Source organism: Stieleria sp. JC731, assembly GCF_020966635.1.
Lineage (GTDB): Bacteria > Planctomycetota > Planctomycetia > Pirellulales > Pirellulaceae > Stieleria.
Window position 1 is genome coordinate 1102021 of the sequence record NZ_JAJKFQ010000005.1, and the last position, 18507, is coordinate 1120527.

Annotated in this window: 10 protein-coding genes; 4 read left to right on the forward strand and 6 right to left on the reverse strand. The window is 54.7% G+C overall.

What is annotated here, in order from left to right; genetic code table 11:
- Nucleotides 1-118 precede the first annotated feature (118 nt).
- The 3 genes from LOC67_RS15065 to LOC67_RS15075 form a co-directional block, all read right to left on the reverse strand.
- Nucleotides 119-1429 carry a beta-ketoacyl-[acyl-carrier-protein] synthase family protein gene (locus tag LOC67_RS15065; protein WP_230263435.1) on the reverse strand — a complete coding sequence of 437 codons (1311 nt, stop codon included), beginning with the start codon at nucleotides 1427-1429 and terminating at the stop codon, nucleotides 119-121.
- 458 nt (nucleotides 1430-1887) lie between these two features.
- Nucleotides 1888-3198 (reverse strand): hypothetical protein, encoded by a 1311-nt coding sequence (locus tag LOC67_RS15070; protein WP_230263436.1) that lies wholly within the window; start codon nucleotides 3196-3198, stop codon nucleotides 1888-1890.
- 538 nt (nucleotides 3199-3736) lie between these two features.
- Nucleotides 3737-4099: a DUF2237 family protein gene (locus tag LOC67_RS15075; protein WP_230263437.1), complete on the reverse strand. Its 363-nt coding sequence runs from the start codon at nucleotides 4097-4099 to the stop codon at nucleotides 3737-3739.
- A 317-nt stretch (nucleotides 4100-4416) separates the two neighbouring features.
- Here LOC67_RS15075 and LOC67_RS15080 point away from each other — a divergent pair, with 317 nt between their 5' ends.
- On the forward strand, nucleotides 4417-6885 hold the full coding sequence (locus LOC67_RS15080; RefSeq protein ID WP_230263438.1) for an ATP-dependent helicase: 2469 nt from the start codon (nucleotides 4417-4419) through the stop codon (nucleotides 6883-6885).
- 203 nt (nucleotides 6886-7088) lie between these two features.
- Here the strand turns inward: LOC67_RS15080 and LOC67_RS15085 are convergent, their stop codons facing one another.
- The gene (locus tag LOC67_RS15085; RefSeq protein ID WP_230263439.1) at nucleotides 7089-8015 is read right to left on the reverse strand and encodes a TIGR03009 domain-containing protein; all 927 of its coding nucleotides are present in this window, start codon (nucleotides 8013-8015) and stop codon (nucleotides 7089-7091) included.
- Between the two features lie 476 nt (nucleotides 8016-8491).
- On the opposite strand from LOC67_RS15085, the gene LOC67_RS15090 reads away from it, so the two are divergent.
- A complete protein-coding gene (locus LOC67_RS15090; RefSeq protein WP_230263440.1) occupies nucleotides 8492-9592 on the forward strand; it encodes a WD40 repeat domain-containing protein in 1101 nt (366 codons plus the stop codon).
- A 54-nt stretch (nucleotides 9593-9646) separates the two neighbouring features.
- Entirely contained in the window at nucleotides 9647-14467 is a 4821-nt protein-coding gene (locus LOC67_RS15095) for an SdrD B-like domain-containing protein (protein WP_230263441.1), read from the forward strand.
- A gap of 428 nt (nucleotides 14468-14895) precedes the next feature.
- Here LOC67_RS15095 and LOC67_RS15100 read toward each other — a convergent pair whose 3' ends face one another.
- The gene (locus tag LOC67_RS15100) at nucleotides 14896-16167 is read right to left on the reverse strand and encodes a SufS family cysteine desulfurase (RefSeq protein WP_230263442.1); all 1272 of its coding nucleotides are present in this window, start codon (nucleotides 16165-16167) and stop codon (nucleotides 14896-14898) included.
- A gap of 3 nt (nucleotides 16168-16170) precedes the next feature.
- Nucleotides 16171-16614, reverse strand: a complete 444-nt coding sequence (sufU, locus tag LOC67_RS15105; RefSeq protein WP_230263443.1) for a Fe-S cluster assembly sulfur transfer protein SufU — start codon at nucleotides 16612-16614, stop codon at nucleotides 16171-16173.
- A gap of 328 nt (nucleotides 16615-16942) precedes the next feature.
- On the opposite strand from sufU, the gene LOC67_RS15110 reads away from it, so the two are divergent.
- Entirely contained in the window at nucleotides 16943-18475 is a 1533-nt protein-coding gene (locus tag LOC67_RS15110) for a sulfatase (RefSeq protein WP_230263444.1), read from the forward strand.
- Nucleotides 18476-18507: the final 32 nt, after the last annotated feature.

Sequence of the window (18507 nt, forward strand, 5' to 3'; positions counted from 1 at the left end):
CCGTCGCCATGGCTCTGAGATGACGACGGTTCTGAACGGACACCGGTTCTGAACGGACAACGCCTTGCCGATTCAATTCAGCAAGTGCGGGCTAGCTGATGCACTCCGCGGATACGAATCAGCTGGCAAGCTTGATTCGGATTGCGCTCGCTTGGCCCTGCGGCGTGATGTTGACATTGATGAATTGGTCACCCGCTTCTGTCGAATCGTCGACGCATGCGTTGATGGGGCAGGCTTCATCAAGTGGCTTTGCATTTCGGATCGGGAATAGCTTTTCGCCCAAGCTAACCAGACTGGCGATGGTCTCCACCATTCCGCCGCCGGCACCCAGGTTTCCGAAGTGACCTTTCGCGGTTGTTACCGCCGGTTGTTGCGACACCGGTCCGAACACATCAACAATCGCCGAGGCTTCTTGGTGATCACATTCAGGTGTGCCTAGCCCATGCGCGTGGATGTGTCCGATCGCTTCCGGCGATTCGTCTCCGAGCGCGGCACGCAACACGTTTGCAATCGCGGTGCGAAGAAATTCTTCGCCGCTTAGTTTGCCAACCGCACTGCTGCCGTACCCGACGATCTCCCCTAGGATGTTCGCGTTGCGTGCTTGTGCATGTTCAAGTGATTCGCAGATGATCGCGCCTGCACCTTCGCCAAGAACGCTGCCGTCGCGACCTTCGGCGAACGGGCGACTCATGGTCGTTGGGTCATCTTGTTCCGAAGCAAGCGTTTCTTGCATTGCCGCATGCAGCGAACGGAGCGGGTGGATTCGTGAGCCAGTCGAACCGACGACGAGGACATCCGCATGTCCACGTGAGATTGTCGAGAAAGCTTCCGCCATCGCAACGCCGGCCGAAGCTTCACGCACGGTCAGCGAATTGTTCGGTCCACGAAGGTCGTTGTAGATGGCGATATGGCTTGCCGGCATATTCGGCAAGTACTTCAACAGCCACAGCGGATTGACTTCGGGCTTGCCTTCGGAGCCCCACTTTTCAAAGTGAAAGTTTCCTTCGTCGTCGACGCACTTGGCGATCCCGCTGGCAAACTCCTGCGGCAACGACATGATGTAGTCGGATCCGTAGACGACGCCAAACCTTTCGCGATCGACTTCGCACTGGTCGATACCGGAATCATGAAGGGCCAATTGGGCCGCAGCGACTCCCATCTCGATTTCGCGGCACATCACTTTGCTGCCTTTGCGAATTGTCCGCTGCAGCTTTTTGTCCATCGGGCCATAGTCACCGATGTCACCGGTGAACTCCGATGCTTCGGCCGCGTGGCTGATCGAAAGGACGCCTTGGGGGACCTGAGTCAAAGGAGTGATACCGCTTTGGCCGGATCGCAAACGTGCGACCAAATCCTGCGGGTTGTTTCCGAGAGGTGAGATTACACCGGTGCCGGTAATGACGACCCGGCGGTAGGCGACGTTGTCCATGAATTAAACGCAACGACAGAGTAACAGTGAATGTGCGGTCACATTCTAAGCTTTAGGAGATGTAGCAAAGAGGGGGCGTCTGTGTCAGGCGAATTGCGATGATGCGTCGCCAATTTCACAGAACTTGCTAGGTGTTCGTTCCAAATCGATTTTAGGATTGGCCGCATGGCATTAGGTGCATTAACCGGGGCTAACGCCCATCGGCTGATGACCCAGACCCGTGTTTAGGATTAGCCGCATGGCGTTAGCCACGGTTCGGGTGCAATTATCGGGGCCAACGCCCGTCGGTTGATGATCCGAACGCGTGTTTGGGATTAGCCGCATGGCGTTAGCCACGGTTTCAGTGCGGTTACCTGGGTTAATGCCCCTCGGTTGATGACCCCAGCCCGTATTTTCATCTGGAACGAAACACCAATTCTTTTTAACCGCAGGTCAACTGTTTCGCGGCTGGCGATCGATTAATAACGTCCGCGGTTGGGTGCCAGGGGCCCCTGGGAGATCTGCGGGACGAGCGGGGCGGTTGTCAGGTTCTCTGATGCACGGCCGCGGTATTCGATGAACATTAAAGCGTCGGCGCGCCCAGCGGTTGTCCCGGTGATCATCTCCAAGTTCAGCAGAGGCATCGCTGCTTGAGGACGCTCGGGACTGGCGATCACACCGCAGGAAAGTAGCAAGACCATGTCCGATGGCCAGCGGAATCGTTCGTGCAATCGCCAGCTGACAACTTGTGGCACATCGATCTTGGTTCGGTACGCCGTCCCGTCTGGGAGGGGAAGGTCGAGTTCGACGGGCTTCAGTTTGTCGACCTGGTCGATCTCTGCCTTGATCACGCAGTCGAGTGCTTGGCGGTCAACCGTTAGCAGGGGGCTGATTTCCAGGCGGTAGCCTTCTTGGATTTCGCCGGTTTCTGGTTCATAGGGAGGCCAGCCTGTGGTCGCGGGTTTGACGTTGCGAACGTAGTTGCGGCCGCGTGTGCTGGCCAGTTTTTGCGTTTGCCCGTTGTAGGTGACCAAGTCCAAGGCCTGGACTTGGCGGGCGTCCGTTCGCTGACGGAGCATGTTTAGGACGAGCGCCGCATTTTCCTTGCTTAACAGCCACGCTTGGACGCCTGGGGAGTCAACCGCGACGTGTTGCATCAACAGATGAGCTCGGCTTCGCCAGTTGGGGTTGCCGACCGTCATGACTTTTAGCGAAAGCACTTGGGGGTCTTTTTCGCCAGCAGTGAATCGTTCGACGATTCCGCCGACAACTTCAGCCATTTCGCGTGTGTGATAGATCGAAAGTTGGTCGCGGCTAGCGTTCATGTAGCCGAATGGCGACGTGAACCAAGCATCTGTTCCGGTTTCTCGCAAAACCCAGTCGATCACAGCCTGTTCTGGGCGATCGTGGTTTTGCAGATATCCGGTGTAGGGGCGAAGGTCCCAGTCGTAGGCCTGCTGACCAGCTTGGTTGGGAAGGGTGTTGCTGCGACCACCAGCGTTGCTGTTGGATTGGCGTTGAAAGCTGGGGGGCGTTTCAAGGCTGCGCATCGCCGATCCGGCGCCGGCTGCTGGTTGCGATTGTCCTGCCGCAGCCATGGGATTGGGCTGTCCGACGTTTGTTTGGCCGCCACCTTGCAACGCTGGATCGCCCGGCAAAGCCATGCCAGACTGTGCGTATGCGGTGCTAGAAGCGACGAAGCCAACTGAACCGGCGCATGTGATAGCCAAGCTGGCGACGACATGCTGAAAAGAAACGTAAGGCAACAGATTCGACAGAAAAGTACGCATGTCCCAACCGGTTTTGCGGAAATCGAATGCGATTTCGAAAAAATTTCCAATCGCTCTAAAGACGCTATAGCGGGATAGCGGCACCGGCGGCAAGGCGTGTTCGCGAATGGCGTTGAGGGACTGTAAATCTGTCTAGAAGGCGCTTGAACCCTAGTGTTTCGTTCCGTATGGAAATACGGGTTCGGGTCATCAGCCGACGAGTGTTAGCTCCGGTTATTGCACTGAAACCGTGGCTAACGCCATGCGGCTAATCCTAAAATCGAGCGGGTTCAGGCATCAGCCGACGGGCGTTAGCCCCGGATATTGCACTGAAACCGTGGCTAACGCCATGCGGCTAATCCTAAAATCGAGCGGGTTCAGGCATCAGCCGATGGGCGTTAGCCCCGGTTATTGCCCTGAAACCGTGGCTAATGCCATGCGGCTAATCCTAAAAAGGCGTTTGGACATTGCGGAGCGTGTGTTCGGTCTCGCGCAATGGCAGGCGGTTAATTTCGATTGTTGCCCTTTGCTCCGTGAATGTAGCGTTCTTTGCCGCGGGCTACTCGTCTGCCGCGTGTTCCTGTAATTCTTCGAGCGATGCAAATTCCAGCGTCGAAATGTGGGTGGCCGAAAGCACCACCTGGGGAGCCATGCCGGCGTCGTAAGCTTCTTTCCAACGGGCCGCGCAGAGACACCATCGGTCTCCAGGTTTTAGGCCCGCGAATCGATAAACCGGGTTGGGTGTCGACAGGTCATTGCCGCGAGACTTGCTGAAATCGAGGAACTCAGCAGTCATGACAGCGCAGACGGTGTGCAAGCCCGAATCGGAGGCTCCGGTGTTGCAGCATCCATCACGATAAAACCCTGTCATCGGATCTGTACTGCACTCGCCCAACTCCGTCCCGAGAACGTTCTTCGCCATCAATTTATTGCCAGATTCTTTGTGTTTTGCTGTTTGAGAGACTGGCTCAACGAACCTTCGGCTCTCGGACGGATGCATTAAGCTGTCAACTGTTTTGCAAGCGTCGCACCCATCGGGTTAATTCGCTTGGTGGGCCTTCCAGCATGGGAATCCAAGATGGGCGGCCAACCTAGGCGACGAGGGTAGAGTGTAGCGATTTGCCAATCCGGTGTGTCGTCGTCTTCTGCGAAAGGTCCTCGCAATGTGCGAAGTGTGCAGAGGGAGTAGGCCGAAGCGTGGCACAGCGCTGATAGGGGACACAGGGCTGATCCAGGTCGATGGCCAAGTCGCTGTGGAACGTTATGATGGAAGGACATCTTCGTTCCCCTCGATTATCCCTTTGCTGCCTCATGGATGTGCCTCCCGCTTCGAATCCCAAGCTTCTGCAGCACTTGACCCCCGAGCAGCAGCGTGCAGTGGTTCACGTTGACGGTCCGATGCTAATTCTTGCCGGGCCAGGTAGCGGCAAAACTCGTGTTGTCACGCACCGGGTGGCGCATTTGCTTGAAGCTGGGGTTCCTGAATGGCAAATCGCGGCGTTGACGTTCACCAATAAGGCCGCCGACGAAATGCGTGCCCGTGTCGATTCTTTGGCACCGGGCAAGCAGGTGTGGATGGGGACCTTTCACCGCTTCTGCGCTCAACTGCTGCGGCGATACGCAAGCATGGTCGGGCTGCAGGAGAACTATTCGATCTATGATTCTTCAGACTCAAAGCAGGCGATGAAGCGGGCGATCGAAGCCTCGGGGGTTTCGACGACGCACGCGTCTCCAGATCAGATCGCGAATCTGATTAGTAAAGCGAAGAACAAGCTGATCACGCCGGAGGTTTGGCAAACACAGATCGTTAGCCCTCAGGAAAAGGTCGCTTCCCAAGTCTATCCGGTTTATCAGCAGCAGCTGCTTGTTGCGAACGCGGTGGACTTTGATGATCTGCTGCTGCACGTTGCGACAATGCTGCGGCAGAACCCCGAGTTGCGGGCCGACCTGGACGCGCGGTTTCGCTACATCATGGTGGACGAGTATCAGGATACCAACCTGGCTCAATATGCCATCGTCCGTGGGCTGTCGGTGAACTATCCGAACCTGTCGGTCACAGGTGACCCCGATCAATCGATTTATGGTTGGCGTGGTGCAGACCTAAATAACATTCTTGATTTCGAGAAAGACTATCCGGATGTCAAAACGGTACGGTTGGAGCAGAACTATCGCAGTACGCCGAACATCCTGCGTGCCGCGGACCAGTTGATTCGCCACAACCGTCGTCGCAAACAAAAGGACTTGTTTACCGAGAATGACGAAGGCGCACCGGTGACGCTGCGCTTTTGCTCCGACGGTTTCGAAGAAGCAGACTCAATCGCCGACGACATCGTCAATGCGATCGCAAGTGAAACGGCAAAGCCCAGTGACTTTGCGATATTCTGCCGGATGAATTCGTTGACACGTTCGGTGGAACACGCCCTTCGCGGACGTGGTGTTCCCTATCAGATTGTTAACGGGGTGGAGTTTTACCAGCGGAAGGAAATCAAAGATGTGCTCGCCTACCTGCACTTGGTTAATAACCCCAGTCACGATGTCGCGTTGACTCGCGTGATCAACACGCCGACACGAGGCATCGGTGCGAAAACCGTTCAACGATTGCAGGATTATGGCCACCAGTGTTCGATTCCAATGTTGGAAGCCGCACGACGTGTCCACGAGATTGACTCGATCGCCAAACGTAGCAAGACAATGGTCAGCCGGTTTGTCGAAATCTACGATCGTGTGGCGGCAAAGGCGACGGCTCCGCTAGAGGAGTTGATGCGGTATCTGGTTCAGGAAACCAAGTACGATGACTTCCTCAATAAAACGTCTCCTGAAAGTGATGATTCCAGTCCGCTAGCCAACGTGGATGAACTGATCACGGCGGGAGCTGACTTTGATCGTCGGCACCCGGATGACGGATCGCTTGATGCGTTTCTTGAACAAGTCGCGCTTGTCAGTGACACCGACGCGTTTGACGATTCCGATGAACGGGTCACGTTGATGACGCTACACGCGTCCAAGGGGTTGGAGTTCCCGCGCGTTTATATCATCGGGGTCGAAGACGACTTGTTGCCCCACAAGCGGTCCAAGGAAGACGACGCACAGTTCGAAGAAGAACGCCGACTGTTGTTTGTTGGGATCACAAGGGCCGAGCAATGGCTACAGCTTTCGTGTTGCAAGCGGCGAATGATTCGAGGCGATTTCCGCCCCGTGATTCCTAGCCCGTTCCTGAACGAACTGCCGCTTGCCGAAATCAACCGTATCGAATCGGTTCGAAAAGGTGCGTGGTTTGACGAGGTCAACCAGAGCACCCCGTCAGATTGGGATATGCCCGAAATCCAGGTTAACGATGACAGCGCTATCGATCAGGATACGTCGTTTGACTTTGGTGCCAATGAGCATGAAGCCGACGAGCAAGGAGCCAAAGAGCATGCTGCGGAGTTCGATCAATCGGAATTCGCGGAGGCTCCGGCGGAAGAGCCCGCGCCAGCCAACCCGGTTCCACAACTCGGCAAGCTAAAGACGGCTGCGGATTTGATGACGGTCAATCGGCCGCCAATTACCGCATTCCAAGAAGGGACCAAGGTCCAGCACCGCGAGTATGGCGTCGGGATTATCACGGCGGTCAGTGGGCGTGGCCCCAAGAGAATGGCGCGAGTCAAGTTTGATGACGAAGAGCACAGTTTTCGTCTGGCGTTTGCCCCACTGGAAATCGCTGAATGATTTAGCTTGATGGCAATTGAGTGCGGGTTTCGGAAGACGCCCCAAAAGGGGCCGGGAGAGGCCCGGAAAAGACCCGTGCACGCCTCTGTAAATGATCATTATTCGCTATTCAGGCTTCGCAACGTCTGATCGACGCAAATAAAAAAGGCCGACGTTTTCACGTCGGCCTTTCTGTGTTCTTGCGTTGTTTGCCTACTTGAGGCTCAGTTGCGCGGCGCGGGTTGCTGCTGCTGTTGGGCTGGGTTGCCCTGAGCGATTTGCGGTGGCAAGAAGTTCTGTCGGTCAATCTTCCAGTCCGCTGGCGGCTGTTGCGGGATGAAGTGTCCGAGGAACTGGCTGATACCAGCACCGATCGCGTTGCGTTTAACTTCGCTGAATTCGTAGTGATCCCATTGAGGGGCCAGCTTTTCGTGGAAGTTGGGTGCGTACATGATCATGACTTCGGGTTCGAATCCCGAGCTCAGGACGACCTGTACCATTTTGTATTGGGCACGGTCTTCCTGGCGTTTGGGCCATGCTTGCACCAAGTACGTGTTTGGCTTTGGGGCTTGTTCAAGTCGCACCCAGTACCTTTCTTTGATCTGTTGTGCGTCCAGGTTGAAAACAAAGGGAAGCGGACTGTTGAAGATGTTCGTGCCCTGCATGTTCGGAGGCAGGGACTGAACGTTGCACTTCTTTTGCTCGCGATCGTATTCGATCAGCTCGACGCCGTTGCAGATCCAGTACTCGCCGTACTTGTTGGCAGTCGGCCCGAATTGAGGAGCACCGTTCTTCATGCCTTTGTAGTACATGATGCTGTCAACACGGAACAAACCTTTGTCTGGGTTCGCATATTTGACAACACCTTCGGCTTTGTGGGCGTGAACCCCAGCCGGTGCGGCAAGAAGGTCGAAGTGCCAGCGTTCAAACTTACACTCCAACGTTTTGGTCGATTGGCTTTTCTGTTGCCATGAAGCCAGGACACGATCAAGCTCGGCTTGTTGTGCCGGTGTCAGGGCAGGAAACGGCTGTGCAGCGGCTTGCGGTTTCGCACCGGCAACCGCCTGTTGCTGGGCGTTTGCTGGTGATGCAAAGGTCAATGCACCACAGACGATGCTGAGCAAAAACAAATGACCGCGATGGAGTCGCATTTTCATAGCCAAAAGCACCATCCTTGAAGGCTTTGGTTACGGATTACCGAGCAGGGAGCACACCAATTCGCTCGCTGAACCCTCGTTGTATCAGGTTGATGGGGGTCGCAGAAAGGTCATTCGGTTTGGCATTAAAAACTCCGCCATCGCAATGACTGCCTCCGAGAGCGGCGGAATTTACATCCAACTCTGCCCGTCACCCCTCAGAAAGACTGGGCAAAGCTAGCAAAGTTGTACATTTGCAAGTCACTTCAATCGCCAATCGTCTTCATGCCCCACAGTCGATGCCGTTGGATTGCTATCAATCGACTCTTCTTTCTTTACCGGTTAATGGCGATCACACGAATGTGCCGATGAGTGAAGAGTCGCGGGCTGCGCTGAGTTTAGATCTCGGTTGCATACCTGAGAATTTCGCACCAGTCAGATCTCGGTCGATTGTCTCGGCTGAACCAAGTTTGTCGCACAGGGGGGTAACGATGCAAGCAGTTGAAAACGCAATTCAGCCAACGCTGAATCGACGACGATTTGCAGCCTTCGCACTCGGCGGAGTCTTGATCAGCCAGACACAGTTCACCAGAGCTGAAGAGGGCATCAAGGCGCCTGCAAGCGATGCGGCATACCGATCGGAGACTCCGGTCAACACGATGGTTCGGCGGCTTGAGCCCGTTAGTACTGACTTCAATGGCGCGATCATTCAAGCGATCGCCGCGGGAAATTCGGGAAAGCTGCTGGCGGTCGCTGGCGACGATCACGGCATTCGAATCTTGCATGCCGGGACTTTACAAAGGTTAGCACTGCTGCGCGGGCATTCGGATCTTATCCAAAGCTTGCAGTTCGATTCGACCGGGCGGCGGCTGGTTTCTGCTGGCAATGACGGCGAACTGATCATCTGGAATTGCCAGGACTGGACGGTGTCGCAGCGGATGCAAACATCGCATGCGTTTGCCGGAGTCCGCTTTGCACCAAACGGGATGGAGCTTGCGGCGGTCGGTTTCACCGATGAAGTGTTCATCATCAACAACAAGCCCGTCAATCCGCACCCTCGTGTGCTGTGCGATTGCACCGACTTGCGATCCGTCGAATACCGACAGGATGGCAAGGTATTGGCGGTCGCTGGGCGAAGCGGAAAGCTACACCTGTTCGAACGAACGCAGTACGCACTGTTTGACGAATCCCATCTGCATCACGGTCGGATTCATGACATGCAGTTTGTCGGTTCATCAAATGTATTGGCTTCTGTCGGGGAAGACGGAAAGCTGACGTTGTTTGATACAGAGTCCAAAAAGACGGTGCTTCAAGTTGCTGTCGCAAAGGGCAAGCTCTATGCGATCTGTGTCATCGATGAAAAGTATGTCGCAGTCGCGGGAAGCGATGACTTGATCAGCATCGTCGAGCAATCGACGGGCAAAGTGATCGAACGCTTGAAGGGCCACTCCGGTACCGTGACTTCGTTGGCATCGATCGGGTCAACGCTGTACTCCGGTGGATTCGACGCAACGCTGCGGATGTGGCAGTTGGACAACATCATTGGCGGACCGGATCGGATTGCCGAACGGGACAACCTTTTGGGGCGATAAACCCCAACGCTAGTTTTTGACTTCGTTTTGGAAGGGCACACGGAGGTGCCACGGGTGAATCTGAATAAGAAACGATTGCGACGACCTGCTCGGCCACAAGTGCTTGAGCGTCGTGAACTGTTCGCCGCTGATCCAATCCATGTCGGTGTCGTTTACCTGGAAACCGACTACTTGGAATCGGACAACGATGTCGGAGGCGATTCCAAAGGCGACAAATTTCTGCTGACGTTTAACGGCGGTGCCGATGGCACAACGCTGAATCAAGTTCGCATTCGAACTGATAAGGACGGTGATGGTATCTCGGTCGGTGACCCGATCTTTGACACGGCCGAAGGTGGACGTGGAAAACAACAGTGGCACGATTTTCAGATCTTAAAAATTGAAACGACCGATGGGCGTGTCGCGACCGCAAAGGCAACCGTTGTCGATGGCGGGCAAGAGTTAATTCTGGATCTGACGAACTTTCGAGCGGGTGATCGTCTCGAGTTCACAATTGACGTCGATGAAGTCCTTCGCAACCTACCGGATCTGGATGAATTCAATGACCGGTTGGACGTGATCACGTCCGGTCAGGAATTCCAAGATTCGATCTTAGAGGCATTCTTTGAAGCTCCGCACTACGAACCGACAACCGCTGATGCGATCTTCTTAAACAACTACGGTTCGCCGCGCGATACCTATGGTTTGGAACTTCCCGATGATGACGGAACCGGACCGAACAGTCGTCCCAACCGTAGTGCGGCGGCCGTTCTGGAACTGACGCAAACGCCGAAGCCAATTTCGATTAGCGGCTCTGTTTGGCTAGACAATAATCTTGATTCGGTGTGGCAGCCCGGTGAAGCAGGCCTTGCCGACGTTGAATTAACGTTGCTCGCGGCTGACAACAGTGGTCAATACAAGGACACCGGATACCGAGTGCGAACCGACGCTGGAGGGCACTACAGTTTCGATCGCTCATTGGGGCTGATGCCCGGCAACTATCAAATCCTCGAAACTCAGCCCAGTGGCCTGTTCAGTGTCGCTGCAATTCCAGGACGCGTCGAAGGGATCGCGACAGGATCGGCGATCGGATTGGATGTTTTGTCTTCGATCGAGATTCCACTTGGGGATAGCGATGCGGTCGAGATGAATTTTGCCGAGGCCGAAGCCGCATCGATCGGCGGTTATGTCTATCGCGACAACAATGACAACGGTATCCGTGAAGCTGGCGAAACCGGAATTGCCGGTGTCACAATTCGTATCGTTCCCGTTGTAACGGTTGGCGATCAAGACGCGGTGACCACGGTGACATTGTCCGACGGTAGCTACTACGTCAGCAACTTGTCGCCAGGAACCTACGAGATATTCGAAGTCACCCAGCCGGCCGGATTGATTGACGGAAAGGATACAGCCGGGACCGTCAACTCGGTCACCGTTGGTGTCGCTGATACCAATGGTGATGCCATTCGCGCGATCAACCTCGATGGCGGTGATGTTGGCGTCGAGTACAACTTTGGCGAATTGGAAACGGGCGAGATCAGCGGTCTCGTGTACTTGGCAAATCCAGGTGAAGCCTGCTATCCCACATACGATCCGTCGCTCGCCGAACCTCTCGGTGGCGTGATTGTGGAATTGCAAACGCCCGACGGCAATGTAATCTCGCGAGTTACGACCACGCCAATGGGCGTTTACCATTTTGGCGACGTCGTTCCGGGCCAATATCGCATCGTCCAGTACACTCCGGACGGATTGCTCGATGGCGCATCATACGCCGGTACGATTGATGGTGTCTCGATGGGCCAAGCGCTCGATGGGACCGTGATTCGCCAAATTACGATGACGCCAGGTGGAGTGGGAACGGATTATCACTTCTGTGAAATCGCGCCCGTCACGCTATCGGGTTATGTCTATCACGATCGATCGTTCGAAGGCACTCGTGATCCTGGCGAAGAAGGCATCGCCGGCGCGAGCATTTCATTGGTGGACGATTCCGGAAACACCGTCGCCACAACGCAGACCGATTCGAACGGTTTCTACCAATTCGAGTCATTGCCTCCTGGGAACTACACCCTCATTGAACAACAGCCCAGCGGCTATCTGGATGGTATCGATCGAGCGGGAACGATTGGCGGGCAGACCGTCGGCACCGCAGGCAACGATCGAATCAGTCAGATTGCTATCCCACAAGGGATGTCGGGTGTCGAATATAACTTCGGCGAGTTGCTGCCTGCATCGATCGGCGGCCATGTCCATTTGGATGTTGATGGTGACTGCATTCGCGATCCCGATGAAGTCGGCTTGAACGGTGTCACGATCCAGTTGTTGGACGAATCTGGAACTGTTGTCCGAACGACTCAGACATCGATTGACGGAACCTACCGTTTCTTTGGATTGACACCCGGACGATACACCGTCGTCGAAGTTCAGCCCGAAGCGTTTTTTGATGGCGGAGTCACAGCGGGCACCGTTGGCGGCGTCGTTGGGGTGAATCAAGTCAGTGGCATTGAACTAGGGTCTGGTGTCGACGCGTTTGACTACGACTTTTGCGAGGAGCCACCGAGTTCGCTTTCCGGATCGGTACATATCGACAACGATGGCGATTGTATTCGTTCGCCATTTGAACGAGGCATCGAAGGCGTTGTCATTGAACTGCGAGACGCGACCGGGAATGTCGTTGCGACGACCACAACGGACGCGATGGGCAATTATCAGTTCGTCGGACTTCGTGGTGGCGAATACAAGATCTTCGAAGTCCAGCCCGAAGGCTTCTTTCAAGGCGGGCAGGTACTCGGATCAGCCGGTGGGGCGGTCCTTGGCGTCGACCTTATGTCGGTCTCTTTGACGCCTGGCGAAAGTGCTGTCGACTACATGTTCTGTGAGTATGAACCGGCGACTCTATCCGGAACCGTTTGGTCGGATGACAACGAGAATCAGCGGTACGATGAAAACGAAACGCCAATTGCCGAGGTCACTGTCAAACTGATCGATGACGCTGGCGTTGTCGTTCAGACGACCAAGACTGACCTTAACGGTCGCTATAAATTCACGGGACTTGATCGAGGCGTTTACGAGATCCAAGAAGAACAGCCTGAGGGGTACTTTCAGGGTGGCCAGATCGTGGGCAACCTCGGAGGCCAGCCTTCAGGTGACGATCGTTTGATCAACATTCAAGTTCACGCAGGTTTGACAGGCGTCGGATATGATTTTCCTGAAGTCCCGCCTGCCGAAATCAGCGGCGTTGTGTTTGTCGATGGCGCGGCGATCGAGACCACCGAATTGATCAGTCCGGAAGATCTACGGGAATACAAAGACGGCCAACTGACCACCGATGACACGCGGCTAAACGGTGTTCGAATCACCATTCTGGATGAGTTCGGGTTGCCTTTGACAGATGACGCGTTTCTGTCTGGCAATGCCGTCGCTGATAGTGTGGTGTTAACCAACCAAGACGGCGTGTTCCAATTCAAAGGGCTCCGGCCAGGAACCTACGTCCTGTCCCAAACGCAACCCAGTAGCGACAGCCTGATCGACTCCATCGATACACCTGGATCAACGGGTGGTCTGGCCGTGAATGCGGCTGACGAATACGACGAATCTCAGCTGTTTTGGATTAAGTCCGTTGCACCGGCCAAGGACTTTGACGCCATTTTGGGCGTTACCGTCAAGGCAGGGCAGACGTCCTCGGAGAACTTCTTTAGTGAAGTTGAGATCGATCTATCATCTCCACCACCTCCACCGCCGCCTCCCCCACTGCCACCACCACCTCCGCCGCTGACGATTTTGAAACCGCCCGCGCCGGAACCAGAATTCATCGAGCCTCCACCGTTCGAAGAGTTCGTCGCGCCGGAACCTGTATATCCAGTGACAGCGCCAGAACGAGTCTTGCCTGCACCGATCTTGGGCGAAGTCGACTTCGTCACTTGGCACTTGAGTGTGATCAATGGTGGGCATCCACGTGGTCAAGTCGCCTCACGTGATGCATTCATGAAGGTGGCGATGCGCAGCGACAATGACGCGCAAGACGAACGGCATGAAAAAGACAAAGGACGCTGGACTTTATTAACCATTGATGGCCAGGTTCGACAAGAAAGCGAAACGTTTGAGCTTGGGGCCGAAGATGCCATTGCTTTGGCTGGCGACTTCAACGGTGACGGAGATGACGAAGTCGCCATCTATGTCGAAGGACACTGGTACGTCGACATGAATGGCAACGGTGTCTGGGACGAAGGTGACCTTTGGATTCTGCTTGGGACCGAAATGGACCGTCCTGTCGTCGGCGACTGGGATGGAGATGGTAAAGACGACATTGGAATCTTCGGTCGAAAGTGGGAACGCGATTGGCGTCGAATCAAAACCGATGCAGGGCTTCCCGACCCATCCAACCGTTGGCGACGCTACTTGGAAACCCAAAAGACGCTTGGTCTGGTTTCAATCGAGACTCGCCCCGAGGACTGCCGCAGGATGCTGCGTCATGGCGAAGACGGAAGCTTGCGTGCTGACGCGGTCGATCACGTCTTCCAATATGGCGAGGATGTCGACACGCCGATTTCGGGCGACTGGAACGGCGACGGAATTGATCAGATCGGAATTTTCCGCGCAGGCGTTTGGATGCTGGACGCCGAGGGCGACGGTCGACGAAAGTCTGGCGAAGAACGGTTTGAGTTCGGTCAGCCAGGCGACTATCCGATCGTCGGTGACTTCGACGGTGATGGGATCGACGAGGTCGGCGTCATTCGCGGCAACAGAGTCATCATCGATAGCGATGGTGACCGCGAGGTGACGGCGGCTGACGACCAATTCGACTTGCCGGAAGGTTCGCAGAGCGGACAGCCCGTTGTCGGTGACTGGGACGGCGATGGTCGTGATGAGCTTGGCTGGTATAACCAAGCCAGCTAGTCTCGCTATCGCGAACGCAGTGGTTTGCGATGGTTGGATCAGCGGCTGCGACAGTCAGCATCGAAATTGTTGTCTATTGTCGCCCTACACTCCGGAACGTAGCGTTCTTTCCTGGATGTTTTGCCGAGTGTCATCCTGGGCTGCAAAAACAATCCAAGGCGTGAAGACCCAGTAGATGCTTCAATTGAGAAGCGAATGACAGATGCAAGCTGAGAACACTAATCACCGCTAATCAGCACTAATCGATTAGTGTGTACTAGAGACAATTAGTGTTTTCAAATTTGCAGCACCCACCCGCTAACGTTGCACGGTTTGATAGTCAGTTGCCATTGTTCAAGCTCAGCCGGCAGCAGAGCCAATCCTTGGTTCGCCAGCAAGCAATCTTGAACTTACGCATTCGATCCCGGCGGGCAGCAAGGCCTGCGTTACTACTCAGCCGCAACTTGGCGTCTGCGACGACGACGTCCGCTTCGGGCGAATTTTTCACGAACTTCTTTTACCGCGGCGACGAAGCGTTCGACTTCTTCGGCGGTGTTGTAAAGATAAAAGCTCGCTCGCGCTGTCGCCGTTTTACCCAACGATTCGTGCAGCGGCATCGCACAATGGTGTCCGGCGCGAACTGCGATCCCACGTGTATCAAGCCACTGAGCGATGTCGTGCGCGTGAACTCCCTCGACAGCGAAGCTGACAATCCCCGTTTTCTTGTCGGGGGTCGGCCCGATAATTTCGACGCCATCGATCTGACGCATGGCGGAATCGGCCATCTCGCAGAGTTGATGTTCGTGCCGTTGGATGTTGTCAAACCCTAGATCCGTCAAGTATTGCAAGGCGCTTGCCAAGCCAATCGCTTCGACGATCGGAGGTGTTCCTGCTTCGAACTTTTCTGGCAAGTGGATCGTCGAAAAGCCACTTGTTGTGACCTTGTCGATCATTCCGCCACCACCCAGAAATGCGGGCATCTCATCGAGGATGGATTCACGACCGTAGAGGACGCCAATTCCAGACGGGCCACAGGCTTTGTGCCCACTAAAGACAACGAAGTCTGCATCCCACTTTTGTACGTCGATCTGTTGGTGTGGTGCTGCCTGAGCTGCATCAACAAGGACTTTGGCACCAAACTGATGCGCCAGCTTCGTCCAGCGCTCGACCGGAAAGTTCGTGCCGAGCACGTTGCTGCTCGAGGCAAAAGCAAACAGTTTGGGGCGTAGTGTCTCCAGCCGATCTTGTACGACGCTGTCATCAATCGTGAAGTCATCGCCTAGCGGCAAAAATTCAACTTTGCACCCAACCCGCTGTGCCAATTGATGCCAGGGAACGATGTTCGCGTGGTGTTCGGCGATTGTTAACAGAATGACATCATCGGGGCCGATGAACTTAGATCCCCATGAATACGCGACCAAGTTGATCGCGGCCGTTGTCCCTGCGGTGAAGATCACTTCGGCAAGTGATTTAGCATTCAGGAAACTTCGTGTCGTCTCACGCGCTGCCTCGTACGCGGCGGTTGATTCTTCGCTTAGCGTATGGATGCCACGATGAACGTTAGCGTAGTACTGACGATAACAGTCCGACATCGCGTCAATGACGACGGTGGGGCGCTGCGCGCTAGCTGCGTTGTCCAAAAATGCAAGCGCTTCGCCCGATGCCGCGTTGCGGCTTAGGATGGGAAAGTCTTTGCGAACTTCGAGGGGATCGAATCCCATTGCCTAGCTCTCCTCGCCAAGACTTGGTCCGCCAAAGCTTGGTCCATCTGAATCGTCATCATCCCCATCGATCGGCGAATGCAAAGCCGACTGTAGAACACGCCATGACAATAGACAGCACTTCTGCCGGTTGGGCGTCAACTTTGGGCCAAAGAGTTCAAGCATTTCGTTGGCCGAAAAGTCGCGAATCTCATCGAGCGACTTGCCTTCGATTTTTTCGATCAGCATCGACGCAGAGGCCTGGCTGATCACACAGCCTTCGCCGTCGAACCAAGCTTCGGCAATTTGGTTGTCATCATCCAGACGAAGCGTGATTTGGATAACGTCACCACACAACGGGTTTTTGCCTTCATCCTCGTGCGTTGCGTTTTCCAGGCAACCGCGATGATAAGGGTCTTCGTAGTGGTCTAAGACGTGTTCTTCGTAGATATCCTGCTCGTTAGTCATCGCAAAGTCACGAAAGTCGTGCGTATTCGGGCCGACCTGGCACAATATCTAGTGTGACAGCCCGGCGGGGGGAAGGTTCCGGCGGTTGGAGAGACACCAAGCCTGCCTCTCGGGTTTCTATTAAAGTCTATGCTTGTTGTCAAAAATCGACGAGTCCCCCAATCTCGTTTAAAATATTTGACCGTCAACGGACTGATCCCTTTTCAGCCGGTTTCTCCCTCCTCCCCTCCCCCTGCTGCAGTTGAAATTGATGTTGGTTACTGCCTCTTCTTTGGTCACCCGCTTGGTGTCCAAGGCCGTGAATTATCCGGCCACAAGTTTTCTTTCCATGAATTTTCTCGCACTGTGTCTGCTCACCTGTGCTCCAGTCGCTGCCAAAGCGGCTGAGCTTCCGGCGACACCCAAACGAGATTCGGTGAAGCCTCGCAACGTGGTTTTCATTTTGACCGACGACCACCGCTATGACGCGATGGGTTTTATGGGGCATCCGTTTTTGGAAACGCCGCATTTGGATTCGCTCGCGTCAAACGGTGTTCACCTCAAGAATGCTTTTGTCACCACCAGCCTCTGTTCGCCAAGTCGAGCTTCGATTCTGACCGGCTTGTACACGCACAAGCATCGTGTGATTGATAACAATCGCTTGGTACCCGAGGGAACCATTTTCTTCCCTCAGTACCTTCAGCGTGCAGGATACGACACGGCCTTTATCGGCAAGTGGCACATGGGTGGCGCGCATGATGATCCCCGCCCCGGATTTGATCACTGGATTAGCTTTCGTGGCCAGGGAAATTATCTTCCGCCGGGGCCGAAGTACACGCTGAACGTCAACGGCAAACGCGTCAAGCAGAAGGGATACATCACCGACGAGCTGACCGACTATGCGATCGATTGGCTCGACAACCGTACTGACGACAAACCGTTCTTTCTGTACCTGTCGCATAAAGCGGTGCATGCGAACTTCACACCAGCGGAAAGACATCAAGATCGATACAAAGACGCTGACTTAAGTTTCTTGCCACGCGGGAAAGAGATCAAAGCAGAAAATGATGCGCCACGTTGGGTTCGCGATCAGCGGAACAGTTGGCACGGGATCGATTTTTCCTATCACAGTGACAAGGGCCTCGACTACTTGTACCGTCGGTACTGTGAATCTTTATTGGCGGTTGATGACAGTGTCGGACGAGTGCTCGACCAGCTGAAGAAGATGGGCATCCATGATGAAACCTTGATCGTCTACATGGGCGACAACGGATTCATGTGGGGAGAACACGGTTTGATTGATAAGCGAGTTTCGTACGAAGAATCAATTCGTGTGCCGATGATGATGCAGTGTCCCGACCTCTATCAGGGTGGAACCGTCGTCGAAAAAGTCATTGGCAACATCGATGTCGGGCCGACCATCTTGCACGCCGCAGGCCTGCAAACGCCTGACTATATGGACGGCGAAAGCTTTATCGAACTGCCCAATCGTCCTGACATGCCGTGGCGTGACTATTTCTTGTATGTCTATTACTGGGAAAAGAACTTTCCGCAATCGCCAACTCAGTTCGCCCTTCGCGGTGACCGATTCAAGTACATCACCTACTATGGCTTGTGGGATGTTGATGAGCTGTACGACTTGACGACAGACCCGGGTGAAACCAAAAATCTGATCAACAATCCTGACTACAAGTCTGTCGCCAAAGAGATGGAAGACAAGTTGTACGACATGCTGGGGCAGGCGGGCGGGATGGATATTCCCATGAATCAGCCACGCGGCAACAGCCAGAACAAGCGATGGGATGATCGCGGTGGTAACGAAGCCGCCGCATTTCCAAAGTCGATCGTGGTTGATGAGCCGATCAATCGCGAGGCAAAGTAGCCTCTTCAAACTTAGTTGAAAATCGCATATGT